Source organism: Streptomyces sp. NPDC021224 (genome assembly GCF_044332905.1).
In the GTDB taxonomy this organism is placed as follows: Bacteria; Actinomycetota; Actinomycetes; order Streptomycetales; family Streptomycetaceae; genus Actinacidiphila.
The window spans coordinates 13996-38528 of the sequence record NZ_JBIRPW010000001.1; the positions used below are offsets into that span (position 1 = coordinate 13996).

Genomic DNA, 24533 nt, shown 5'->3' on the forward strand with positions numbered 1-24533 from the left:
GGCGCCCCGCAGGAGCGGCGTGGGGGCACCCCCGGGCGGAGCCTGGGGGAGAACTGCGCGACCAGCCCCCACCCGCAGACGATCCCGGCGCGACAGAGCCCGGCACCCCGGAGGGCCGACCCTGGGCGCCCAGGGGGCCGTCAGCGTCAGGACGGGGCAGCGCCCGCGGGGCGCGGGGGCAGCCGCCTCCAGCGGGAGGCGTGACCGCGCCCGGCACCCCGCAGGGGCTAGCGGGGACGGGGGTCGTCGTCCTCGTGGGGGCCGAGGAGTTCGTCCGCGAGGGTGGGGAGGTCGTCGAGAGGTGTTTCCTCGGCCCAGTCGGGGCGGGGGCGGCGGACCGCGGGGAGTTCGCGGGTGCGCTCGGTCTCGGACGTCTCGGGGCGGAAGAGCCACGGCGGGACGCGGTCCGCCGGGTCGCTGTCCCGTGCCGTACCGGGGACGGGCGGCGGCGGGCCGGGCTCCTGCACCGCGGGGAGCATCGTGGTCGTCTCGTCCGACGACCCCCCACGCTCCGGCTCGTCGCGCTTGGGCCCGTCGCGCTTCGGCTCGTCCCGCTTCGGCTCGTCCCGCACGGCGGGCAGCACCGCGGTCTCGTCCGAACCGGAGTCGGCGCCGCGCTCGGACGGCTCCTGCACCGCGGGCATCACCGTCGTCTCGTCCGACGAGCTGTCGGACCCCTCCGGCTGCTCGGGCGGCACAACCGGCGTGACGACCGTCGTCGCGTCGTCCGGCATGGGCTCGGGCTCGGACTCCAGCTCAGGCTCCGGCTTGCGCTCGGCCTCCGCCGCACGCGCGGCCTCGGCGCGCAGCAGCGCCTCCTCCGCCTTGCGCTGCTTCTCCAGCCGCCGGGCCTCCGCTTCGGCACGCAGCCGGGCCTGCTCCTCGGCGAGCTGCTTCAGCCGGGCCTGCTCGGCCTCGCGCTCGGCTTCCTCCGCGGCGATGCGGGCGGCCTCGGCGGCGGCGAGCCGGTCGGCCTCCTCCTGGCGCCTGCGTGCCTCCTCCGCCTCCTGGGCGGCCTTGCGCTCGGCGATCTCCTGCCGGGCGGCCTCCTCGGCGGCGAGGCGGCGCTCCTCCTCCTCGCGGCGGAGCTTCTCCAACTGCTCGCGGCGCTCGCGCTCCTGCCGCTCCTCCTCGGCCTTGCGCGCAGCCTCCTCTGCGGCGAGGCGCGCGGCCTCCTCCGCGGCCTTGCGCTCGGCTTCGGCGCGGGCCTCGATCTCCTGCTCGGACAGCGGCAGCAGCTCGTCGAGCCGGTGCCGTATGGGGGTGGTGACGGCCTCGGGGTCCTGGCCGGCGTCGAGGACGAGGTAGCGGCCGGGGTCGGCGGCGGCGAGCGTCAGGAATCCGGCGCGGACGCGCTGGTGGAACTCCGGGGGCTCGGACTCCAGCCGGTCGGGCGCCTCCGTGAAGCGCTCGCGGGCGATCTCGGGCGTGACGTCGAGCAGCACGGTGAGGTGCGGGACGAGCCCTTCGGTGGCCCAGCGGTTGATCCGGGCGATCTCGGTGGGCGCGAGGTCGCGCCCGGCGCCCTGGTAGGCGACGGCCGAGTCGATGTAGCGGTCGGAGATGACGACGGCGCCGCGTTCGAGCGCGGGCCGCACGACGGTGTCGATGTGCTCGGCGCGGTCGGCGGCGTAGAGCAGCGCCTCGGTGCGGTGCGAGATGCCGCCGGAGGACACGTCGAGCAGGATCGACCGCAGCCGCTTGCCGACGGCAGTGGCGCCGGGCTCGCGGGTGACGACGACCTCGTGGCCCTTGGCCCGGATCCAGCTCGCGAGCGCTTCGACCTGCGTCGACTTGCCCGCTCCGTCACCGCCCTCGACGGCGATGAAGAAGCCGGTCGCGGCGGGCGCGGTGGCCGGGTCGGCGCCGCGCAGCGCCTCGCGCAGGTCGCGCCGCAGCGGTACGCCGCGGCGGTCGTCGGTCTTGCCGAGCACGAGCGCGGCGACGGGCAGCAGCAGCGCACCGACCAGCATCAGGGTGTAGGCGGCGCCCGCGTGGTCGAAGGTGAAGCGGCCGTTGTCGATGCGGTGCGGGCCGATCGCGGCGGCCAGCAGCGGTGCGCAGATCGCGGCGACGCCGAGCGCGGCGCGCGCGACGGCCTGGAGGTGCTCGGTGGTGCGGGCGCGGCGGCTCTCCTCCGCCTCCAGCTCGACCAGGGTGTGCCCGATGTTGGCGCTGACCCCGGCGGTGAGGCCGGCCAGCAGCGCGAGCAGCAGCATCGTCGTCGGGTCGGGCACGAGGCCGGTGAGCAGCAGGGCGATGCCGGTCAGGCCGATCGCGAGCGGCAGCAGCCGTCGGCGGGACAGGCCCGGCAGGACGCGCGGCGCGAGCCGGATGCCGGCGACCGTGCCCGCGGTCAGCACCAGGACCAGCAGCGCGAAGCCGGTGGGCCCGAAGCCCAGGGCCGCGCCGTGCAGCACCGCCACGGAGACGGCCGCGGCGACGGCGCCGGCGACGGCCGCGGTGGACAGCACCAGCAGCGGCAGCACACCGGTCCGGCCGTTCTCGGCGCCCGCGGGGCCCTTCGGCAGCCGCAGGCCCTCCAGGGGCGAGCGCGGCCGGGCCGCGGTGCCCGAGGGCAGTTCGAGCGCGGACAGCACGGCGATCGACGACGAGAACAGGCCCGCGGCGACGTACGACGACAGCGCGACCTGGTGCAGGTCGAACCAGTTGATGCCGGTCGCGATCAGCGTGTTGACGAGGGTGATGACGACCATGGCCGCGGCCGCGGCCGGCAGCGCGACAAAGCTGGTGCGCAGGTCGAGACGGTGCAGCGTGGCCAGGTGGTCGGGCGCGGGCCGCACCGAGGTGTCCCCCGGCGGCGGCAGCAGCACGGGTGCGGCGCCGTCCTTCGCGACGGCCCACAGCCTTTCGGCCGCGCCGGTGACGAAGACCGTGGCCAGCAGCCAGACGTACGCCTTGCCCGGTGTCCATGTCACCCACAGCGGGGCGATGATGAAGAGGGCGAGGCGTACGCCGTCGGCCCCGATCATCGTCCAGCGGCGGTCGAGCGGACCGCCCTCCGTCGTGGCGGCGGACAGCGGGCCGAGCAGCACCGCGCCGAACAGCAGCGTCGCCACGAGCCGGGCGGCGAAGACGGCGGCGGTCGCGAAGGCGACCCCGCGGTAGCCTCCGCCGAAGGCTCCGACTCCGGCTGCTGCCTGGACCGTCAGCCAGATCAGCACCAGCAGGCCGAGGCGGTCTGCGACCGCGCCGGTCATCTGGGCGTTCCAGAGCTTGCGCAACGGCGGGATCCTGAGCAGCGCGCGGACCGCGCGGTCGCGCGAATCCGCGGCGAGGTCGTCCGCGAACGCGGGCGAGACCTCAGCGGGCTGCGGCTGCGGGGTGGGTGGCGTCATTCCCTCAGCCTATCGCCCCGCCCCTCACCGCCGGGGTCCCCCCGTCACCCCCTGTGGACAACCTCCCGCCGGCACCGCGGGGCGCCTGTTCAAGGCCGCGGTCGTGCCCCCGGTCCGTCCGGCGGCGCGGCCACGGGCCCGCCACCGCCGGGAGGCGGTCACCGGCTACTCCGCGGGCGGCGCGGACTTCTTGGCGGCGGCCTTCTTCGCGGAGGCGGCCGTCTTCTTCGCCGCGGGCGCGGCCTTCTTCGCCGCGGTCTTCTTCGCCGGGGCGGCGGCCTTCTTCTTCGCCGGGGCCTTCTTCTTCGCGGGCCCCTTCGCCCGCTTCTCCGCGAGGAGTTCGTAGCCCCGCTCCGGGGTGATGGTCTCGACGTCGTCGTCGCGGCGCAGTGTCGCGTTGGTCTCGCCGTCGGTCACGTACGGGCCGAAGCGGCCGTCCTTGACGACGACGGGGCGCTCGCTGACCGGGTCGGTGCCGAGTTCCTTGAGCGGCGGCTTCGCGGCGGCGCGGCCGCGCTGCTTGGGCTGGGCGTAGATGGCGAGGGCGTCGTCGAGGGTGATCGTGAAGAGCTGGTCCTCGGTCTCCAGCGAGCGCGAGTCCGTACCGCGCTTGAGGTACGGGCCGTAGCGGCCGTTCTGCGCGGTGATCTCGACGCCGTCGGGGTCGGTGCCGACGACGCGCGGCAGGGACATCAGCCGGAGGGCGTCCTCGAGGGTGACGGTGTCGAGGGACATCGACTTGAAGAGCGACGCGGTGCGCGGCTTGACCGCGTTCTTGCCGGTCTTCGGGGTGTCCTCGGGCAGCACCTCGGTGACGTAGGGGCCGTAGCGGCCGTCCTTGGCGACGATGGGGCGGCCGGTGTGCGGGTCGGTGCCGAGTTCGAAGTCGCCGCTGGGGCGCGCGAAGAGCTCCTGGGCGTATTCGACGCTCAGCTCGTCGGGCGGCAGGTCGTCGGGGACATCGGCGCGGCGGTGGTCGTCCTCGCCGCGCTCGCCCTTCTCGATGTAGGGGCCGTAGCGGCCGACGCGCAGCACGATGCCGTCGCCGACCGGGAAGGAGGAGATCTCCCGGGCGTCGATCGCGCCGAGGTCCTCGACGAGTTCCTTGAGGCCGCCGAGGTGGTCGCCGTCGCCGTTCGCGGCGGAGGCGGCGGGGGCCGCGTCGGGCTCCTCCGTGCCGAAGTAGAAGCGCCGCAGCCACGGCACGGACTCGGCCTCGCCGCGGGCGATGCGGTCGAGGTCGTCCTCCATGGAGGCGGTGAAGTCGTAGTCGACGAGCCAGCCGAAGTGCTTCTCCAGCAGGTTGACGACGGCGAAGGACAGGAACGTCGGGACGAGCGCGGTGCCCTTCTTGAAGACGTAGCCGCGGTCGAGGATCGTGCCGAGGATCGTCGCGTAGGTCGAGGGGCGGCCGATCTCGCGCTCTTCCAGCTCCTTGACCAGCGACGCCTCGGTGTAGCGGGCGGGCGGCTTGGTCGAGTGGCCGTCGGCGTCGATCTGCTCGGCGGTGAGCGCGTCGCCCTCGGTGACCTGCGGCAGGCGGCGCTCGCGGTCGTCGAGTTCGGCGTTGGGGTCGTCGGCGCCTTCGACGTAGGCCTTGAGGAAGCCGTGGAAGGTGATGATCTTGCCGGACGCGCTGAACTCGGCGTCGCGCCCGTCGGTGGAGGTACCGGCGACGCGTACGGTGACGGACTGGCCGACGGCGTCCTTCATCTGCGAGGCGACCGTGCGCATCCAGATCAGCTCGTAGAGCCGGAACTGGTCGCCGGTCAGGCCGGTCTCGGCGGGGGTGCGGAAGCGGTCGCCGGAGGGGCGGATCGCCTCGTGCGCCTCCTGCGCGTTCTTGACCTTGCCGGCGTAGGTGCGCGGCTTGTCGGGCAGGTAGTCGGCGCCGTAGAGCTGGGTGACCTGCGCGCGGGCGGCGGTGACGGCGGTCTCCGACAGCGTGGTGGAGTCCGTACGCATATAGGTGATGAAGCCGTTCTCGTACAGCTTCTGCGCGACCTGCATCGTCGCCTTGGCGCCGAAGCCCAGCTTGCGCGAGGCCTCCTGCTGGAGCGTCGTGGTGCGGAAGGGCGCGTACGGCGAGCGGCGGTAGGGCTTGGACTCGACGCTGCGGACGGCGAAGGGCACGTCGGCGAGGGCGGCGGCCAGGGCGCGGGCGGCGGGCTCGTCCAGTTGGAGGACGGTCGCACCGGGCTTGAGGGCGCCGGTGGAGGCGTCGAAGTCGCGGCCCTGGGCGACGCGGCGGCCGTCGACGGAGACGAGCCGGGCGTTGAGCGTGGACGGGTCGCTCGCGTCACCGGCCCGGCCGGTGGTGAAGACGCCGGTGAGGTCCCAGTACTCGGCGGAGCGGAAGGCGATGCGCTCGCGCTCGCGCTCGACGACGAGCCGGGTGGCGACGGACTGCACGCGGCCGGCCGACAGCCGCGGCATGACCTTCTTCCACAGCACCGGCGAGACCTCGTAGCCGTAGAGGCGGTCGAGGATGCGGCGGGTCTCCTGGGCGTCGACGAGGCGCTTGTTCAGCTCGCGCGGGTTGCGGACCGCGGCCTGGATGGCGTCCTTGGTGATCTCGTGGAAGACCATGCGGTGCACGGGCACCTTGGGCTTGAGGATCTCCTGGAGGTGCCAGGCGATGGCCTCGCCCTCGCGGTCCTCGTCGGTGGCGAGGAAGAGTTCGTCGGAGTCCTTCAGGAGATCCTTGAGCTTCTTGACCTGGGCCTTCTTGTCGGCGTTGACGACGTAGATCGGCTGGAAGTCGCTGTCCACGTTGACGCCGAGCCGCGCCCACGGCTGGCCCTTGTACTCCGCCGGCACCTCGGCGGCCCCGTTGGGCAGGTCGCGGATGTGCCCGACGCTCGCCTCCACGACGTATCCAGGGCCGAGATAGCCCTTGATCGTCTTCGCCTTGGCGGGCGACTCGACGATGACGAGTCGACGGCCGGCCGGTGCGGTCTCGCGGGTCGGGGACAACTTCGCTCTTCTCTCCGGTTCGAAGGGGTGACGCTGCGGAGTGTGACCGTACCTCCCGGTCCCGTGTCAAACGGGAAAAGTCAACAACGCCATCCGAACGGTAACCCGACAAGCGGTCTGTCTGCCGCATGGACGGGTCATGTCAGAGCCGAAGGGGGCGGCGCGGACGCGGCGGGCCGCGGCGCGGGTGGCCGGATGCGTACCTGCGCGGCGGGCGGCCGGAACGGGGCACGGGCGGGGTGCCAGGATGGGTGCCGGGCAGGTGTCCCTGCGGACCGGAGGTGCCGGGGTGGACGGTGGCGGTGTGCGGCGGGCCGTACGGCATCGGGCGGCGGCGCCGCTGGGCGCGCTGGCCGCCGGGACGGCCGCGGCGGCGTATCTCTACCGCACGGATCCGCACCAGCCGGGCCACTGGCTGCCGCGCTGCCCCTTCAACTGGGCCACCGGCCTGCTCTGCCCGCTGTGCGGAGCCACCCGTACGGCGTACGACCTGCTGCACGCCGACCCCGTCCGGGCCTTCCACGACAACGCGCTGCTGCTGCTCTGCACGCCGCTGCTGCTGGCCGCCTTCGGGGGCTGGGCGTGGGCGGCGCTGCGGGGGCGGCAGTGGCGTGTTCGGGTGGGGCCGCGCGGGGCGGCGGCACTGGTGGTGGCGCTGGTGGCGTGGGGGGTCGTACGCAACCTGCGCTGAGCGCACCGGCGTACGCCCCCGCGTTCCGGCGGCGCCCTACCGCCGTGACGGCCTCCCCGCCACGGCTCAAGCGGCCTCCGGACGCGGCGTCAGGGGCTCCGCGTCATGGCGCCGGGGGCTCCGCGCACGGCGTCAGGGGCTCCGCGTCACGGCGTGACGGGCTCCAGGAAGCCCTGCTCGACCAGCATGCGGATCGCGGCGGGCGTGCGGTCCCGCAGCACCACCGGATCCTCGCCCAGCAGTTGGGCGATGGCGTCCACGATGCGCCCGGCCGGCAGCGTCCCGTCGCACACCCCGGCGAAGCCCGCGCCCACGGTGTCCACCTCGGTGGCCCGGCGCATGCCGCGGCCCGAGCGCAGCACGACGTGCTCGGGGTCCTCCGCGCCCGGCATCCCGACCTGCTCCTGCACCACCTCGGGGGCCAGGGTGAAGCGGGCGTCGAGCAGGTCGGCGTCGTCGTGGCGGCGCAGGAAGTCCTGCCGGGCGAACCAGTCCGCGATGTGCGGGCCGAGCGGCTGCTCCACCGGGTGCGGCCATTCCTCGGCGGTGACGGCGGGCCGCTCGGAGCCGGTCTTGCGCAGGGTGATCCAGCCGAAGCCGACGGCACCGACCTTGGCGTGCTCGAAGTCGTCCAGCCAGGCGTCGTAACGGGCCGCGTAGGCCGCCGGGTCGTCGCGGTGGTCGCCCCCGTCGCGCAGCCACAACTCGGCGTACTGCGCGACGTCCTGCACCTCGCGCTGCACGATCCAGGCGTCGCAGCCGCGCGGCACCCACTGGACCAGCCGTTCGCGCCAGTCCTGGCCCTCGATGTGCTGCCAGTTGGCCAGCAGTTGGCACCAGCCGCCGTCGGTGAGGTGGTCGGCGGCCTGCTCCACCAGGGTGCGGCACAGGTCGTCGCCGCCCATTCCGCCGTCCCGGTAGGTGAAGCGTCCGGCGGGGGAGATCACGAAGGGCGGGTTGGAGACGACGAGGTCGTAGCGTTCGTCGCCGACCGGCTCGAAGAGGCTGCCGCGGCGCAGGTCGGGCTGCCGCGCGCCGGAGAGCGCGAGGGTGAGGCGGGCGAAGTGCAGGGCGCGCGGGTTGACGTCGGTGGCCGTGACGCGGGTGGCGTGTCGGGAGGCGTGCAGGGCCTGGACGCCGGAGCCGGTACCCAGGTCCAGGGCGCTGCCCACGGGTTCACGGACGGTCAGCCCGGCGAGGGTGGTGGAGGCGCCGCCGACACCCAGCACCAGGTCGGCGCGGTCCACGCCGGAGCCGCCGGGCCCGCCGGACGTACCGCCGATGCCGCCCGCGCCGCCGACCGCGCAGCCCAGGTCGGAGACGATCCACCAGTCCGCGCCGCCGTCGCCCGCGTAGGGGCGCACATCGGCCGTGGCGCGGATCTCGTCGCCGTCGCGCACCAGCCAGCCGTCCGCGACGTAGCGGTCCAGCCCCGGCAGCGCGACGCGGACGCGGCCGTACGGGGCGGGGCGTTGCAGGAGGAAGAGCCGGACCAGGGTCTCCAGCGGGCTTCCGCCACGGGTGGCGCGCAGCGCGGGGACGGTCTCGGCGCGCGAGAGCGCCGCGTAGCCGACGGCACCCAGCAGGTCGAGGCAGCCGTCGGCGGTGAAGTCGGCGGCGAGCAGGTCGTCGCGCAGAGCGGCTGCGCTGTCGGGGGCGGGGAGGCGGGGCGTCGTCACGAAGGCCATTGTCTCGTCATCGGGCGGCTGCGGGCCACGGGACCGCCGGGTACGGCGGCGGACGTCCGCCTCGTGCGGCCCGCGGCGCCCACAGGCCGTACGGCGGTTACGGCGGTTACGGCGGTTAGGACATGGTCGGTGTCGGGGCCGTGGACGGGGACTGCGGGACGCTCTGGCAGCCGGGCTGCTTGGCCAGCGCCTTGCCCTGGTCGCCCTCGCGCAGCGCGCTGAGCGCCTTGTCGCCGTCGGTCGTCGCCTTCGAGAAGGAGTCCGACACGCCCTGGAGGCCCGTGGCGAACTTGGCCTGATCGGTGGTGTCCAGCCCGTCGACCTGCTTCTTGAGAGCCGCGTACTGCGTGGACAGCCCGCTGAAGGAGGTGACGGCGTTCTGCTGGAAGGTGTCGCCGTTGTCGCCGGGGGCCGGGCCCGCGGCGTCGAAGATGCCGGACAGCGACTTGTAGGCGTCGGAGATCTGCTGGAAGGCCGCGGAGTCGGCGGACTGCACGTCCTGCGGTTTGCCGCCGCTGTCGACCTTGGTCAGCGAGGTGTTGGCGTCGTTGATCTTCTTCGTCTGCGCCGCGGTCTGGTCGCACACGCCCTGCGCCCAGGTGTCGAGCTTCTTGCCCGTGTCGTCGCTGGAGCAGGCCGACAGCGGCGTCAGCGCCAGCAGCACGGCCGCGCCCGACAGCGCGGCGCGGCGTCCGTGGTTCAGCTTCACCGTTCAGGTCCCTTCCGTGGCGTCACGGCCCCGGAACTTACACGGGGAGGGGGTGGTGACCACGAATCCGGCGGGGACTTCGCGCTCATTCGTCCGCAATTCAAGCCGTTCGTAGCAAGACCGGGCACGGTATCGCCGACCTGCCCGTACGGCGGGCGCCCGGCCGGATGCCGGGACCCGCCGCGGGGCTGACGGTGTGGCAGAACTCACGTGGTGCCCGAGGACCTCCGGGCGTGTCGCACGGCCCTTCGGGGGGGCGTGCGGGTGGTGGTGCGTCAGGCCGGGCTCGCCGCGTCCCCCACCCGTTCGGCGCCGCCGCTCCCGGCGCTCCCGGGGCTCGCGTCCATGACGACGCCGCGGCGCCTGGACACGTAGACGGCCCCGACGACGACCACGACCGCGACCGCCGCGACGACGGTCCGCACGGCCGCGTTGGCGTCGACGCCGTAGCTGAACTTGACCACGGCCGGGGCGATGAGCAGCGCGACCAGGTTCATGACCTTCAGCAGCGGGTTGATGGCCGGACCGGCGGTGTCCTTGAACGGATCGCCCACGGTGTCGCCGATGACGGTCGCCGCGTGCGCCTCGCTGCCCTTGCCGCCGTGGTGGCCGTCCTCGACGAGCTTTTTCGCGTTGTCCCACGCGCCACCGGAGTTGGCGAGGAAGACCGCCATCAGGCTGCCCGCGCCGATCGCCCCCGCGAGGTACGACGCGAGCGAGCCGATGCCGAGGCCGAACCCGACCGCGATCGGCGCCAGGACGGCGAGCAGGCCGGGCGTGGCCAGCTCGCGCAGCGCGTCCTTGGTGCAGATGTCGACGACCCGGCCGTACTCGGGGGTCTCCGTGCCGTCCATGATCCCCGGGTGGTCGTGGAACTGCCGCCGCACCTCGTGGACGACCGCGCCCGCGGAGCGGGAGACGGCGCTGATGGCCAGGCCGGAGAAGAGGAAGACGACCGCCGCGCCGAACAGCAGCCCGACCAGGTTGTTCGGCTGCGAGATGTCCAGCGACAGCCAGCGCGCGTCGGACGCGCCCGGATGCGCCTTGCCGACGGCCGTGTCGACGGCCTCCTTGAACGAGCCGAACAGCGCGGTCGCCGCGAGTACGGCGGTGGCGATGGCGATGCCCTTGGTGATGGCCTTGGTGGTGTTGCCGACCGCGTCGAGATCGGTGAGCACCTGCGCGCCCTCGCCGTGGACGTCGCCGGACATCTCGGCGATGCCCTGGGCGTTGTCGGAGACGGGGCCGAAGGTGTCCATGGCGACGATGACGCCGACGGTGGTGAGCAGCCCGGTACCCGCGAGCGCGACCGCGAAGAGCGCGAGCCACACCGAGGTGCCGCCGAGCAGGAAGGCGCCGTAGACCGACAGTCCGATGAGCAGCGCCGAGTAGACCGCGGACTCCAGGCCGAGCGAGATGCCGGAGAGCACCACAGTGGCCGGGCCGGTGAGCGAGGTCTTCCCGACGTCCTGGACCGGGCGCCGGGCGGTCTCGGTGAAGTAGCCGGTGAGCTGCTGGATCAGCGCCGCGAGGACGATGCCGATCACGACGGCGACGAGCGCGAGCACGCGCGGGTCGCCGCCGTGCCCGGTGATGTCCGGGCCCACGCCGTGCAGGTCGGCGTAGGAGGAGGGCAGCGCGGTGTAGACGGCGACGGCGACACCGGCCGTCGAGATGAGCGCGGAGACGAAGAATCCGCGGTTGATCGCCGTCATGCCGCTGCGGTCGGAGCGGCGGGGCGCGACGGCGAAGATGCCGACCATCGCGGTGAGCACGCCGATCGCGGGGATGAGGAGCGGGAAGGCCAGGCCCGCGTCGCCGAAGGCGACCTTGCCGAGGATGAGTGCCGCCACAAGGGTGACGGCGTAGGACTCGAACAGGTCGGCCGCCATGCCGGCGCAGTCCCCGACGTTGTCGCCGACGTTGTCCGCGATCGTGGCGGCGTTGCGCGGGTCGTCCTCCGGGATGCCCTGCTCGACCTTGCCGACCAGGTCGGCGCCCACGTCGGCGGCCTTGGTGAAGATGCCGCCGCCGACGCGCATGAACATCGCGAGCAGCGCGGCGCCGAATCCGAATCCCTCCAGCACCTTGGGGGCGTCGGCCTTGTAGATCAGTACGACCGCGGACGCGCCGAGCAGTCCGAGTCCGACGGTGAACATTCCGACGACGCCGCCCGTGCGGAATGCGATCTTCATGGCCCGGTGCGACACGTCGCGTAAATCGGCGGGCGGTTCTCCGGGTTCCGGGGTCGCCGCTCTCGCCGCCGCGGCGACCCGCACATTGCTGCGTACCGCGAGCCACATTCCGACGTATCCGGTGAGCGCCGAGAATACGGCGCCGACGAGAAAGAAGATCGACCGGCCGATACGTTGCGAGGTGTCGTCCGCGGGCAGCAGCATGAGCAGGAAGAACGCGGCGACGGCGAAGACCGCCAGGGTACGGAACTGCCGTGCCAGGTAGGCGTTGGCACCCTCCTGCACGGCAGCGGCGATCCTCTTCATGGCGTCGGAACCTTCGTCCGACGCGAGCACTTGGCGCACCAGCACCGCGGCGAGTGCCAGGGCCGCGAGTGCGACCACCGCGATGATCCAGACGAGCAGCCGGTTTCCGTCCGTCAGTACCGGTATCGGATCCGCGGCAAGCGTCCGAGGGGTGAATAGCCCCGCCATTCGTCCTCCTTGACGTTTGGCGCATGGGCGTGCGGCTCCTACGGCTCGACAGTCGACAAAGCCGCGACGCTCAGGCGAGCTGAGCACGATGAGCGGATTGTAGGGAGCCGCGAAAGATCAAAAAAGGGTGCGCGTCGGGATCGGTCGGGAATTCCCACCGTAAATGACGCATCCGGCCAATCGGGCGCGTTTTCCGTCCCGCACGGGCGTTACGCGGGTTCCGCGGCGGAGGGGCTTCCGGCGGACGGCCTTACGCGGAGGGGGTCGGCCAGCTCATGCGGATGACTCCGCCGGCGGCGCCCTCGATGACCTCCACGTCGTCGACCAGACCGCTGATCACGGCCAGGCCCATCTCGCCCTCGTCGTCGGCGGCCTCGTCGCCACCGGAGTCCGGCGAGGAGCCGTGGGCGTTGCCCGGCACCTCGTCGGCCACCTCGATGGAGAACGTCTTCTCGTCCTCGTTGAGCATCACCCGCACCGGCGCCTCGACGCCGTTGCTGCGGTGCAGGCCCACGGCCCGGCTGCAGGCCTCGCCCACCGCGAGCCGCACCTCGTCGAGAGCCGCCTCGCCCACCCCCGCCCGGCGCGCCACGGCAGCCGCCACGAGCCGTGCTGTGCGCACATGCTCCGGCTGGGCGCTGAAGAGCAGTTCTACGGTGGGCATGGCCTCCCCCTCGGTTCCATGGGCAGACATCACACGGGCATCACAGGGGTCCGGACGGTGTACCCGTCCGGGACCCCTTCGCTCGGGCGAAGAATCAGTCGGTCGCCGCGACGGCCTCGTCCACCGAGGTGTGGATCGGGAACACCTTGGTCAGGCCGGTGATACGGAAAATCTTCAGGATGCGCTCCTGGTTGCACACCAGACGCAGCGATCCCTCATGCGCGCGCACCCGCTTGAGCCCGCCGACGAGGACGCCCAGTCCGGTGGAGTCGAGGAAGTCGACCCCTTCCATGTCCACGACCAGGTGGTAACTCCCGTCGTTCACGAGCTCCACCAGCTGCTCGCGCAGCTTGGGCGCGGTGTACACATCAATCTCGCCGCCGACCTCGACGATCGTGCGATCGCCGACGGTTCGGGTCGACAGGGACAGGTCCACGGATCCTCCAGCACCTTGCATCGACGCGACTCCCCCAGGGGCCTCCCCACCGAGGAGTAGGAGCCTTCTCCCACCGAAGGTAGGGGAAGGGCCCTCAGCCGCGATGGCATTCAATCACTTCACAGCGGGCCAGCACGACGCCTTCATGCGTTTGTCCGTCGCGCCGGTGACACACTGAGTGCCGATGGCCCAGGATCGTCTTCCGCAGTCGGCGCACGGGCGCCCGTCCCCCCGCACCGCTCTGGAGCGGCTCGCCACGGGGGCGGACAGGGCCGCGCGCATCACCCATACGGAGCACCTGCCCCCGCGGGTCGGACGTCATGCCTCATGGCCGCTCGGCATCCGGCCGGAGGTCGTGGCGGCGGTGGAGGCCGCCGGGATCCGCCTGCCGTGGGAGCACCAGGCCCGGGCGGCCGAGCTGGCGGTGGGCGGCGAGTCGGTGGTCGTGGCCACGGGGACTGCCTCGGGCAAGTCGCTCGGCTATCTCGTGCCGGTGCTCAGCGCCCTGCTGGACGGGGCCGACGCGCCGGGCGCAGGGGGACGGGGCGCGACCGCGCTGTACCTGGCGCCCACCAAGGCGCTGGCCGCCGACCAGCGGCGGGCCGTGGCCGCGCTCGCCGCCCCGCTGGGCACGGCGGTGCGGCCCGCGGTCTACGACGGCGACACGCCCGTCGAGGAGCGCGAGTGGGTCCGGCAGTACGCCACCTACGTGCTCACCAACCCGGACATGCTGCACCGCGGTATCCTCCCCGGGCACGCCCGGTGGTCCTCCTTCCTGCGCCATCTGCGCTATGTCGTGATCGACGAGTGCCACACCTACCGCGGCGTCTTCGGCTCGCACGTCGCCCAGGTGCTGCGCCGGCTGCGGCGGGTGTGCGCCCGCTACGGGGCCGCGCCCGTCTTCCTGCTGGCCTCCGCGACCGCCGCAGACCCGGCGCGCGCGGCCACCCGGCTCACCGGGCTGCCGGTCGCCGAGATCACCGACGACGCCTCGCCGCGCGGCGAACTCGCCTTCGCGCTGTGGGAGCCGCCGCTGACGCACCTGTCCGGCGAGCACGGCGCGCCGGTCCGGCGGACCGCGACCGCGGAATCCGCCGACCTGCTCACCGACCTGGTGCTCCAGGGGGTGCGCACGGTCGCCTTCGTCCGCTCCCGGCGCGGGGCCGAGCTGGTCGCGGTGATCGCCCAGGAGCGGCTCGCCGAGATCGACTCCGCGCTGCCGCGCCGGGTCGCCGCCTACCGCGGCGGCTACCTCCCGGAGGAGCGCCGGGCCCTGGAACGCGATCTGCACTCCGGCCGGCTGCTGGGCCTGGCGTCCACGTCCGCGCTGGAGCTGGGCGTCGACATCTCGGGCCTGGACGCCATCGTGCTGGCCGGCTACCCCGGCACCCGCGCCTCGCTGTGGCAGCAGGCCGGGCGCGCCGGGCGGTCGGGGCAGGGCGCGCTCGCCGTCATGGTCGGCCGCGACGACCCGCTCGACACGTATCTCGTGCACCACCCGGAGGCGATCTTCGAGCAGCCCGTCGAGTCCACGGTGCTGGACCCGGACAACCCCTACGTCCTCGCCCCGCACCTGTGCGCCGCCGCGGCCGAGCTGCCGCTCACCGAGGAGGACCTGCCGCTCTTCGGCCCGGAGGCGCCCGCGCTGCTGCCGCAGCTGGAGCGGCGGGGGCTGCTGCGCCGCCGGGCCACCGGCTGGTACTGGACGCGCCGGGAGCGGGCGGCCGACCTCACCGACATCCGCGGCGCGGGCGGCAAGCCGGTCCAGGTCGTGGAGTCGGCCACCGGGCGGCTGCTGGGCACGGTGGACGCCGCCTCGGCGCACACCGCCGTGCACGACGGCGCCGTCCACCTGCACCAGGGCCGCACCTACGTGGTGGAGCACCTGGACCTGGAGGACTCCGTCGCCCTCGTGACCCGCGCGGACCCGTCCTACTCGACGATGGCCCGCGACACGACGTCCATCCGGGTGCTGTCCACCGATGTGGACGAGCCGTGGGGCGCGGCCCGCATCCACTTCGGGTCGGTGGAGGTCACCCACCAGGTGGTCTCGTACCTGCGCCGACGGCTGGTGACCGGCGAGGTGCTGGGCGAGACCCGGCTCGACCTGCCGCCGCGCACGCTGCGCACGCGGGCCGTCTGGTGGACCGTCACCGACGACCAGCTGGACGCCGCCGGCATCCTCCCGGAGGAGTTGCCCGGCGCGCTGCACGCCGCCGAGCACGCCTCCATCGGCCTCCTCCCGCTCTTCGCCACGTGCGACCGCTGGGACATCGGCGGTGTGTCCGTTCCGCTGCACACCGACACCGGGCTGCCCACCGTCTTCGTCTACGACGGCCACCCGGGCGGTGCGGGCTTCGCCGAGCGCGCCTTCCACACCGCGCGCGGCTGGCTCAGCGCCACCCGTGAGGCCATCGCCGCCTGCGAGTGCGACGCCGGCTGCCCGTCCTGCGTCCAGTCCCCCAAGTGCGGCAACGGCAACGACCCCCTCGACAAGGCCGCCTCCCTCCGCCTCCTGACCTCCCTCCTGTCCTCCGCCCCACCGGACACCCCCACCCCGCAGCCCCCCACGGACGCCCCGGGCGAAGCCTCCGGCAGCGGGGACGGGCCCGCCGCACCCCGCCCCGGGCACACCCCCGAGGCCGAGCCCGGCGGATAGCGCGGTACGCCCGCTGGGGCCTCGGGCACGGAGGGCCCGGCGGGCGTACCGGGCCGAGGACCCGGCGCCAGGGGCGAGGCGGGCGAACGCGCCGGCGCCTGGGCCGCAGGCCGGTGCGCGGGCTCGGCCGACACCGGCGGCGGGCGCGGCAGGCCCCGGAAGCCGGTTCGCGTCCGGGTCGGTGGCCCGCGCGACCGCGGCAGCGCGGAACCGGACGCGAGATCCGCCGGCGCCGGACACACCAGGACCTGCGGGCTCACCCGGCCACGGGGCGGCCAGGAACCCGGCCCGGGCGACACCGGCACCAGCCAGCACGTCCGCGGCGGGTACGCCGGGGCCCGGGAGTGGGTCCGTCTCCGGGGTGGCGGCCGGGCCGGCGCGGGATCGGACGCGGGCTCCGCCGACCTCGGCCACCACGTCGGCGATCTCGCCGGTCACCGCGCAGGCCGTCAGGCGGGCGCCCTGGGCCTCGGCGACCTGCGCGGCCAGTGCGCAGGCGTGCGTCCTGCCGTCCAGGGCGTGGTCGGCCGCCGCGAGGGCGGCGAGGTCCGCGGCCGCGCCCGCCCGGTGGCGCAGGACGACCGCGTGGGCGAGCAGCAGCCCGGCTGCGAAGAGCGTGAGCAGCACGGCCATGATCCCGAGGGACCAGACGGTGGCCGAGCCCCGGTCGCGCTCCTGCGGCGGCGCGGTCACGGTCCCTCACCGCCGCCCACGGAATCCTCGGCGAGCGCGGTGGACTGGGCCCCGAGCGCGACGGGGAAGCGCGGTGGCGGGACGACCACCCGCACGGTCACCATGTCGCCCGCCCGCCGCACGCTGACCCGCGCGCCCTTCGGCGCCGCCTCCCGTGCGGCCCGGAGCACGGCGGCGGGCTCTTCCGACCGGGCCGCCGCCCGTGCCCCGGCCCGTGCCGCGTCCACGCACATGACCTGGGCGGCCGTGGCCATGAGACCCCAGATGAGCGTCCCGGCCACCAGGACCAGCGCGGGCATCGACACCGCGGTCTCCGCGGTCACGTATCCCTGTTCCCCGGCCCGGCGGCGGGCCCTGACCACCCGTCCCGCCCACGGCGGCACGGCACCTGCGGCGCCTTCCCGGCTCGGTCGCCGCCGGGTGGCCACCGGGCCCGGCGGACCCGCGAGCGGCGGCGGAGCGAGCCGCGGACCGGGTGGGGTGCCGCCGTGGCCGCCCGGCCCCGGAACCGTCCCACCCGGCGGCGAGCAGGAGCGCGGGCCCGAGGCCGGGTGCGGCCGCGCGGCCGCACCCGGCTTCGAGGAGGCGTCAGAAGGGCACATGGAGGGCCTTCGTGATCACCCCGGTGAGAGCGGTCCGCACCGGGCCGCTCGTCACGATCTTGTAGAGCACGGCGGCGAAGCCGCACGCGGCGATCGTCCCGACCGCGTACTCCGCCGTGCTCATCCCCGCCTCGGCCGCCGCGCGGCACGCCCGCGCCCGGCGCCTCCACCACGCCGCCGCCCGGCTCCTCCCGTCCGGCCGCGGCCGGACCGCCGTCTGCGAGGGTGACGTCCTGACGATGCTCATTTCCTTTTCCTCCCGTTTTCTGGGCTTCTCCGGGTGATCCCGGACGTGTACGAGGGCGCGCGGAACCACGCCCCCCGCTTATGGGTGACCTGTCGGATCGCGGTCAGGTCAGGGCGCGGCGGGGCCGAGGACCGTGCCCGCCAGGCCGATCACCACCGGGGCCACGCCGACCAGCAGGAAGGCCGGCAGGAAACACAGGCCCAGCGGCGCGGTGGCCAGCACCGCCGCCCGTCTGGCCGCGGCCTGCGCGGTACGGCCCTGCGCCGTGCGCAGCTCGGCGGCGAGGCGGGCCATCTCCGCCACCGGCGCGCTGCCCGTCGTGGACGCCCTGGCCAGGCACCGGCCCAGCTCCCGGGCGGCGGGCCCGCCGCTGACGCCGAAGCGCAGCCAGCACTCCACCGGATCCCCGCCGAACCGCACTTCGGACTGCGCTCGTATCAGCGCGGCCCCCAGCGGGCCGCCGAGACACCCGCCCACCGCGCCCGCCGCCGCACCTGGTGTCGCCCCGGCGGCCAGGCACGCGGCCATCAGGTCCGCGCACAGCGGCAGTTGTCCGGCGCCGGGGTCAGCGGTGGCCGTACGGCGCTCTGCCGTGCGCAGGCGGCCTCGCAGCCACCACCTGGCCGCCAGGGCGGCGGCCGGCCCCGCGAGCACGCCGAGCGGCCCGCCGACGGCCACCCCCGTCACCAGCCCGGCCGCGAGCGCGGCTCCCCACGGCCGCGCCGCACCACCGGCCACGCGGCGCAGACGCCCCGGCTCCACCCGGCGCACCGGCGCGCCGCCTAGCACCGTCACGAGCCGCCTCGCCCTCTTCCGCCGCCCGCGCCCGAGACCGGCGGCCACCGCGCCGCCCGCCGCGACCGCCGCCACCACGGTTGTCCCCAGGCTGTGGACAACCCCGCCGACTCCCACGAGCCCGACCGCGAGGGCATCCGCGCCGCCCGTCCTCCGGGAACGCGCTTCCGCCGGGCGGCGGGGCTCCTCCGGCGGACCGCCGCGGTGTTTCGGTCCCGCCGCCGGGGATTCGGCCGCGCGCATGATCCGCGCCGTCCAGGCGAGCCCTGCCCATTCCAGGGCGCCCCCGGCGAGGAGGCACAGCAGGCCCGCGGGAGTGTGGAGCAGCACCCGGGCGGGATCGGCGCCCAGGCCCGCGCCGAGGACCACGCCGAAGAGCGGGAGCAGCGCGAGCAGCGCCGCGGTGGAGCGGGGCCCGGCCAACTGGGCCCGCAGGTCGTCACGCTGGTCGGCCTCGGCCCGCAGGGCCGCGGCCACCCGGTCCAGCGCGGCGGCCAGTCCGGCACCGCCGTCCACCGCGACCTGCCAGCAGGCGGCCACCGCGGTCAGGCCCTCCGTGCCCGCGGACGGCGTGGCGGCGTCGCGCAGCGCCCGGGGAACGTCACCGCCGAAGCGGGCGGCGGAGAGCAGCAGCCGGGCCGCTCCGGACAGTTCGGGGGTCCGCTGCCACCCGGCGGTTCCGATCGTCTCGCCCAGCGCGGTGTGCGGCGGTCGCCCCGCGCGCAGCTCACCGGCGAGCGCAGCGCACAACGCCGCGACAGCCGCCGCCCCGCGTTCGGCTGCGGCCCGGCGTGCCCGCCTCCGCAGGGCCCGCCCCACGAGCGGCACCGCGGCGATTCCGGCGAGCAACGGCAGCACCGATCGTGCCAGCACCGCCAGCACGACGCCCACCGGCACGCACAGCGCCTCCGGCCCCACCCGCCGGACCACCCGGGAGACCCGCGCACACCGCTCGGGCCCACCACGGGCGTACCTCTCGACGCGCCCTGGCAGCTCCGCGAGCACCGCACGCAGCCACTCCCCCGGCCCCACGCGACCGGCAGCCCGCGCGCCGTCCCCACCGAACACCCGGCGCGCCCGCCGCCGGGCCCCGCCACCCTCCAGCCCCGTGGCCAGCAACGCGGCGGCACACAGCGCCACCGCCCACACCACCTGCCCTTCAACCACCATGACGCACCGCCAACCACGCACCCGCACGCGCCACCGGCAGCCGCGCCTCAGCCCACGAAGCCGTGGCCCACGGAGCCCTCGCCCACTGCCGGGCCGCCTCGCGCAGAGCGGGCGCACGCCCCACCGCACCCGGCACCCACCCGGCCCCCGACCGCCTCACCGCGACCAGCACCCGCAGCCGCACCCCGGCCACACCACCACGCCCGGAAGCCGCCTGACGCACCGCCAACCGCAGCAGCGCACCCAGCGCAGCCACCGCGCCCTGCGCCCGCCACCGCACCGTCACCCGCGTCAGCGCACCCCGCGCGGTCATGACGTGCTCCCGGCGCACAGTGCCGCGAGGCGGGGCCAGCCTGGGCCGCGGGTCAGGGGGGTGGTGGGGCCGTGGAGGGCGGGGAGGGTGGTGACCAGGCCGTCGGCGCCGCGGGTGAGGACGTGGATCTCGGCGACGCGGCGCAGTCCCGTCCTGTCGCGGGCCAGGTGGATCACCACCGAGAGGGCCGCCGCCAGTTGGCTGTGCAGGGCCGCCCGGTCCAGGCCCGCGGTGGAGCCGAGGGCCTCCAGGCGGGCGGGGACGTCGGACGCGGCGTTGGCGTGGACGGTGCCGCAGCCGCCCTCGTGGCCCGTGTTGAGGGCGCTGAGCAGATCCGTCACCTCGGCTCCGCGCACCTCGCCGACCGCCAGCCGGTCGGGCCGCATGCGCAGCGCCTGCCGCACCAGCTCCCGCAGGGTGACCTCACCGGCGCCCTCCTGGTTGGGCGGGCGGGCCTCCAGCCGGACGACGTGCGGGTGGTCGGGGCGCAGTTCGGCGGAATCCTCGGCCAGGACGATGCGCGCTCCGGGATCGACCAGGCCCAGCAGGCAGCTGAGCAGCGTCGTCTTCCCCGAGCCCGTACCGCCGCTGATCATGAAGGACAGCCGTGCGTCGAGCACCGCGCGCAGCACGGCTGCCGTCTCGGCGTCCACGGTGCCGGCGGCGACCAGTTCGGCGAGGGTGAAGGCGCGTGAGCGGACCACGCGCAGGGACAGGCAGGGGGATCCGACGACGACGGGTGGCAGCACCGCGTGCAGCCGGGTGCCGTCCGGGAGCCGGGCGTCGACCCAGGGCCGGGCGTCGTCGAGCCGGCGGCCCGCGGTGGTGGCGAGGCGCTGGGCGAGCCGGCGGACGGCGGCGGTGTCGGGGAAGCGGACGGGGGCGCGCTCCAGGCCCCGGCCGCGGTCGGTCCAGACCTCCTCGGGGCCGTTGACCAGGATGTCGGTGACCTCCGGGTCGGCGAGCAGCGCCTCCAGCGGGCCCGCGCCGACCAGTTCGGAGCGGAGGGCTCCGACGACCCGGAGGACTTCGGTGTCGCCGAGCAGGCGGCCCTGCGCGCGCAGCGCCGCGGCGACCCTGGCGGGTGTCGCCTCGCCGCCGTGCTCGGCCAGGCGGAGGCGTACGGCGTCCAGCAGGGGCGTGGTCATGCCGCCACGCCCCCGTCGTCCGTGAGGGCCGCGGCGAGGAAGGCGGTGCAGAAGCGGGCCAGCGGACCGCGGCCCGAGGACCCCGGGGGCCCGCTGCTGCCGAGGGTGCCGGGGCCGCGCTCGGGGGGCAGTTCGCCGGCCGGCGGCAGCCCGACGAGCCGGGCCGTCTCACGCCCGTCGAGCCCGTCGGCGAAGGGGCCGCGGACCACCACCCGCAGGTCCTTCATGACCATCGTGAAGGCCGAGGCGACCCGGGTGGCCGCGGCGATCGCGCGCAGTTCGGCGGGCACGACCAGCAGGCCGATGTCGATCTGCTGAAGCGTCTCGGCCACCGCGTCGTCCATCCGGCGCGGCAGATCGACGACCACGAGGCCACCGCGCCGCCGGGCGGCGCTGAGCACCGACCGCATGGCGGGGGCCGGGATGACGACGGATTCGCCGCGGTCCCAGCTGAGGACGCTCAGCGCGTCCAGCCGCGGCAGGGACTCCTCCAGGACTGCGCTGTTGACGCGGCCGCGCGAGTTGGCGAGCGCGGGCCAGCGCAGTCCGCGGTTGCGCTCGGCCCCGACGAGGATGTCGAGGCCGCCGCCGAGCGGATCGCCGTCGATGAGCATCGTGCGCCGCCCGGCGCGCGCGGAGGTGACCGCGAGGGCGCACGCCAGGGTGCTCGCGCCGGCGCCGCCGCGGCCGCCGACCACCCCGACGGTCAGGGCGGGCCGCCCGACGCCCTCGACGATGTCGGCGAGCCGGTCGACGAGCCAGGCTTCGGCGTCGGGCAGCAGCAGAACGTGGTCGGCCCCGACGTCGTGGGCGGTGCGCCACACCTCCGCGTCGTCCGGATCCCGCCCGACGAGGAGGACGCCCTTCCGGCGCGGGACCCCGCGGATCCGGGCTGCGGACTCGACGCCGACCAGGACCAGCGGCGCGCCCTCCCAACTCGGCGCGCGCGGTGGCGCCCCGAAGACGACTTCCGGTTCCGAGCCGGCGGCGGCGCACAGCCGTAGCAGATCGTCGAGGAGGCTTTCATCCTCCGTGACAATCAGAGGTCCGGCGCACCCTTCGAGGCCGTCGTGACGCGGTCCGGACGTTGTGGAACCGAACATTTCTCTTCCCCTTCGCTTGCCTTGCGGGGCACCGGTGTGCACCGCCGACATCAGCTTGGGGCGAGAAGTGGGAATTGAGATGATCTTGGTCAGAAACTGTGGACAACTCGACGATTGTGGATAACTCGTCACTCACACAGGTGACTTCACGCCGACTTCACAACGATTACGGACCGTCACGCGTCGTACCCAGGGGAGCCCACCTGTGGACAGAGGAGGCTGGTGTGATCGAGGACGGCGCGGGACCCGGCCGAGAGCGACAGAACGGGTCCGGACATGCGACGACCCCCGCCGGGGGGGAGAGCGGGGGTCGTCCCCACGGTCCGACTCGGGGGGGGGAGGAGCCAGACCGGGTTAGCACGGTCGCGAACGATCCGTGACTTCCATGGTGTACCCGATGGCCTTCGAGAGCAAACCCACGCGCCTGACCTTACGCCGAATGGTGGTTGCCTATGCTCGTCACGTGGAAAACCACCTGCCACCGCGCACCGCGGCCTTCTTCGATCTCGACAAGACCGTGATCGCCAAGTCCAGCACACTCGCCTTCGGGCGGTCCTTCTACCAGGGCGGTCTCATCAACCGGCGGGCGGTTTTGCGCACCGCATATGCCCAGTTCGTGTACCTGGTCGGGGGTGCGGATCACGACCAGATGGAAGGCATGCGCAAATACCTGTCCGATCTGTGCAAGGGATGGAATGTCCAGCAGGTGCGCGAGATCGTCGCCGAGACCCTGCACGACCTCATCGATCCGATCATCTACGACGAGGCGGCCTCGCTCATCGAGGAGCACCACGCCGCCGGGCGTGACGTCGTCATCGTCAGCGCCTCCGGCTCCGAGGTGGTCGAGCCGATCGGCGAGATGCTCGGCGCCGACCACGTCGTGGCCACCCGGATGGTGGTCGAGGACGGGGCCTACAACGGCGAGATCGAGCACTACGTCTACGGCCCGGCGAAGGCGGAGGCGATCGAGGAGCTGGCCCGCTCGCAGGGCTACGACCTGGAGCGCTCCTTCGCCTACAGCGACTCGGTGACCGACATCCCGATGCTGGAGTCGGTCGGCCACCCCTACGCGGTCAACCCCGACCGGGCACTGCGCAAGGAGGCGGTGGCCCGCGGGTGGCCCGCGCTCACCTTCAACCGCCCGGTGCGGCTGAACCAGCGGATCCCCTCCCTGCCCATGCCGTCCGCCCCCGTGCTCGCCGCCGCCGCGGTGGGTGCCGCCGCCGCGACCGCGGGGCTGGTCTGGCTCGCCGCCCGGCGCCGCCGCCCGGCCGTCCTGTCCTGAGACCGCCGGGCCCGGGACCGCGGCACCCTCGGGTCGTCATGTCCTGTTTGTCGGCGATGGCGGGAAAAGTAAAGAAGTGGAGCCGGGGGTTCCACCGGGCCACGGTCGGGGGTAGAAAGGACGTAGCGGCCCGCGAGACCACGGACTTCCGAGAGGAAGACCGCAGTTCACAGCAGTAGGCCCCACGGACCGAGCACGGAAGCCGGGCACCCACGCGCAGCCGACCCGCCAACCGGGCCAGCCGTACCAGGCAGCGGGCGAAGTCCCCGCCCTGATCACGGCAGACATCGCGCACGCACTGGTCACCGGGCCGACGTGCCAGCGGCGGCACCTCAGGGTGCCGCCGCATTGCCGTCCCCGGCGCCGTCCATGTGTCCGGCGTCGGCCTCGGGCGTTGTCAGGCCGCGCCGCGCTGCAGCGCCTCGCAGACGGCGACGCTCTCGCGTACGCCCAGCTCCAGCGCCCGCCCGCAGTGGGCGATCCATTCCGCCATGCCCTCGGCCGTGCCCGAGGCGTAGCCCTCCAGGGCCGCGAGGTAGGCGGCCGCGCCCAGTTCCGCGTAGCCGACCTCCGCCGGGCAGATGGACTTCGGGTCCAGTCCGGTGCCGACCAGGACGATCCGTTCCGCGGCCCGCGCGACGGGCCCGTTGAACGAGCCGAAGGGGCGCAGACTCAGCAGTTCGCCGTGGACGACCGACGCGACGACCAACGCGGGGGCCGATGTTCCCGCGAGCAGCAGCGCGGTGAGGCCGTCCAGCCGCGCGGTGACCTCCGGCGGCTTCGGCAGGTCCAGCTCCGCGGCACCGACCAGGGGTTCGTCCACCGGCTCCCCGGCCAGCCGCGGCCGTCCCACGGCGGTGTCCGCCGCAGCGCCGCCCGCCGCCACCAGGTGCAGCCGGGCCAGCGCTTGCAGGGGCGAGCGCCGCCAGACGCCGAGCAGCTGGCCGGCCTCGGCGGTCAGCCGCAGCGCGGCGCCGACCGTACGGGCCTGCTCGTCCGCGGAGAAGTCGCTGCGGCGGCGCAGCTCCTCCAGCGGCCAGTCGGCGCCGGCCAGGGCGGCGGAGCCGCGCGCACCGCGCAGTGCGGCCTCCGCGGTGACCTCGTCGGACCTGCGCCGCATCACCCGATGGCCGTACACCGCGTCCACTGCCCGGCGCACGGCGTCGACCGCCTCGGGCACGCCCGGCAGGGTGCCGAGGGCGGCGAGCGGGTCGGTCGCCGAGAGTTCCCCGGCGGCGGACTGGGCAGCGTTCGTAGCCATGCCCAAGACCCTACGCACCTCGCGACACGGCAAACGACCACGAACGAGTGGCCTTGCCCACTCCG

General features: G+C 74.5%; 16 protein-coding genes and 1 pseudogene. 3 read left to right on the forward strand and 14 right to left on the reverse strand.

Annotated features, from left to right (window positions below):
- Window positions 1-227: 227 nt before the first annotated feature.
- On the reverse strand, window positions 228-3359 hold the full coding sequence (gene tmk / locus ACH4PY_RS00045; protein ID WP_398173732.1) for a dTMP kinase: 3132 nt from the start codon (window positions 3357-3359) through the stop codon (window positions 228-230).
- Window positions 3360-3524: 165 nt separating this feature from the next.
- The gene (topA, locus tag ACH4PY_RS00050; RefSeq protein ID WP_398173735.1) at window positions 3525-6335 is read right to left on the reverse strand and encodes a type I DNA topoisomerase; all 2811 of its coding nucleotides are present in this window, start codon (window positions 6333-6335) and stop codon (window positions 3525-3527) included.
- Between the two features lie 247 nt (window positions 6336-6582).
- Here topA and ACH4PY_RS00055 point away from each other — a divergent pair, with 247 nt between their 5' ends.
- A complete protein-coding gene (locus ACH4PY_RS00055; protein WP_398173738.1) occupies window positions 6583-7026 on the forward strand; it encodes a DUF2752 domain-containing protein in 444 nt (147 codons plus the stop codon).
- A gap of 146 nt (window positions 7027-7172) precedes the next feature.
- Here ACH4PY_RS00055 and ACH4PY_RS00060 read toward each other — a convergent pair whose 3' ends face one another.
- The 5 genes from ACH4PY_RS00060 to bldG all read right to left on the reverse strand — a co-directional run bounded on the left by ACH4PY_RS00060 (window position 7173) and on the right by bldG (window position 13192).
- On the reverse strand, window positions 7173-8714 hold the full coding sequence (locus ACH4PY_RS00060) for a methyltransferase (protein ID WP_398173741.1): 1542 nt from the start codon (window positions 8712-8714) through the stop codon (window positions 7173-7175).
- Window positions 8715-8829: 115 nt separating this feature from the next.
- A complete protein-coding gene (locus ACH4PY_RS00065) occupies window positions 8830-9423 on the reverse strand; it encodes a small secreted protein (RefSeq protein ID WP_398173744.1) in 594 nt (197 codons plus the stop codon).
- A gap of 275 nt (window positions 9424-9698) precedes the next feature.
- Window positions 9699-12092 (reverse strand): sodium-translocating pyrophosphatase, encoded by a 2394-nt coding sequence (locus ACH4PY_RS00070; protein WP_398173747.1) that lies wholly within the window; start codon window positions 12090-12092, stop codon window positions 9699-9701.
- A 250-nt stretch (window positions 12093-12342) separates the two neighbouring features.
- Window positions 12343-12756 carry an ATP-binding protein gene (locus ACH4PY_RS00075; protein ID WP_398173750.1) on the reverse strand — a complete coding sequence of 138 codons (414 nt, stop codon included), beginning with the start codon at window positions 12754-12756 and terminating at the stop codon, window positions 12343-12345.
- A gap of 94 nt (window positions 12757-12850) precedes the next feature.
- Complete coding sequence (bldG, locus tag ACH4PY_RS00080) at window positions 12851-13192, reverse strand: anti-sigma factor antagonist BldG (RefSeq protein ID WP_031520166.1); 342 nt, start codon at window positions 13190-13192, stop codon at window positions 12851-12853.
- 184 nt (window positions 13193-13376) lie between these two features.
- Here bldG and ACH4PY_RS00085 point away from each other — a divergent pair, with 184 nt between their 5' ends.
- A complete protein-coding gene (locus tag ACH4PY_RS00085; RefSeq protein WP_398173754.1) occupies window positions 13377-15851 on the forward strand; it encodes a DEAD/DEAH box helicase in 2475 nt (824 codons plus the stop codon).
- Window positions 15852-16277: 426 nt separating this feature from the next.
- On the opposite strand, the pseudogene ACH4PY_RS00090 reads toward ACH4PY_RS00085, so the two are convergent.
- From ACH4PY_RS00090 to ssd, 6 genes and pseudogenes are all read right to left on the reverse strand, one after another.
- Window positions 16278-16484, reverse strand: a pseudogene (locus ACH4PY_RS00090) (Rv3654c family TadE-like protein); the annotation flags it as partial.
- Window positions 16485-16540: 56 nt separating this feature from the next.
- Window positions 16541-16867 carry a TadE family type IV pilus minor pilin gene (locus tag ACH4PY_RS00095; protein ID WP_398173757.1) on the reverse strand — a complete coding sequence of 109 codons (327 nt, stop codon included), beginning with the start codon at window positions 16865-16867 and terminating at the stop codon, window positions 16541-16543.
- A 265-nt stretch (window positions 16868-17132) separates the two neighbouring features.
- On the reverse strand, window positions 17133-17393 hold the full coding sequence (locus ACH4PY_RS00100) for a DUF4244 domain-containing protein (protein WP_398173760.1): 261 nt from the start codon (window positions 17391-17393) through the stop codon (window positions 17133-17135).
- A gap of 108 nt (window positions 17394-17501) precedes the next feature.
- Complete coding sequence (locus tag ACH4PY_RS00105) at window positions 17502-19358, reverse strand: type II secretion system F family protein (protein WP_398173763.1); 1857 nt, start codon at window positions 19356-19358, stop codon at window positions 17502-17504.
- Window positions 19359-19667: 309 nt separating this feature from the next.
- Window positions 19668-20819, reverse strand: coding sequence for a TadA family conjugal transfer-associated ATPase (locus ACH4PY_RS00110; RefSeq protein WP_398173766.1), 1152 nt, complete (start codon window positions 20817-20819; stop codon window positions 19668-19670).
- Window positions 20816-21922, reverse strand: coding sequence for a septum site-determining protein Ssd (gene ssd / locus ACH4PY_RS00115; RefSeq protein WP_398173769.1), 1107 nt, complete (start codon window positions 21920-21922; stop codon window positions 20816-20818). Before ssd ends, ACH4PY_RS00110 begins: the two co-directional genes overlap by 4 nt.
- A gap of 439 nt (window positions 21923-22361) precedes the next feature.
- Between ssd and ACH4PY_RS00120 the strand changes: the two genes are divergently transcribed.
- Window positions 22362-23207 carry an HAD family hydrolase gene (locus ACH4PY_RS00120; protein ID WP_398173772.1) on the forward strand — a complete coding sequence of 282 codons (846 nt, stop codon included), beginning with the start codon at window positions 22362-22364 and terminating at the stop codon, window positions 23205-23207.
- 397 nt (window positions 23208-23604) lie between these two features.
- Here ACH4PY_RS00120 and ACH4PY_RS00125 read toward each other — a convergent pair whose 3' ends face one another.
- Entirely contained in the window at window positions 23605-24468 is an 864-nt protein-coding gene (locus ACH4PY_RS00125; protein WP_398173775.1) for an oxidoreductase, read from the reverse strand.
- Window positions 24469-24533 lie beyond the last annotated feature (65 nt).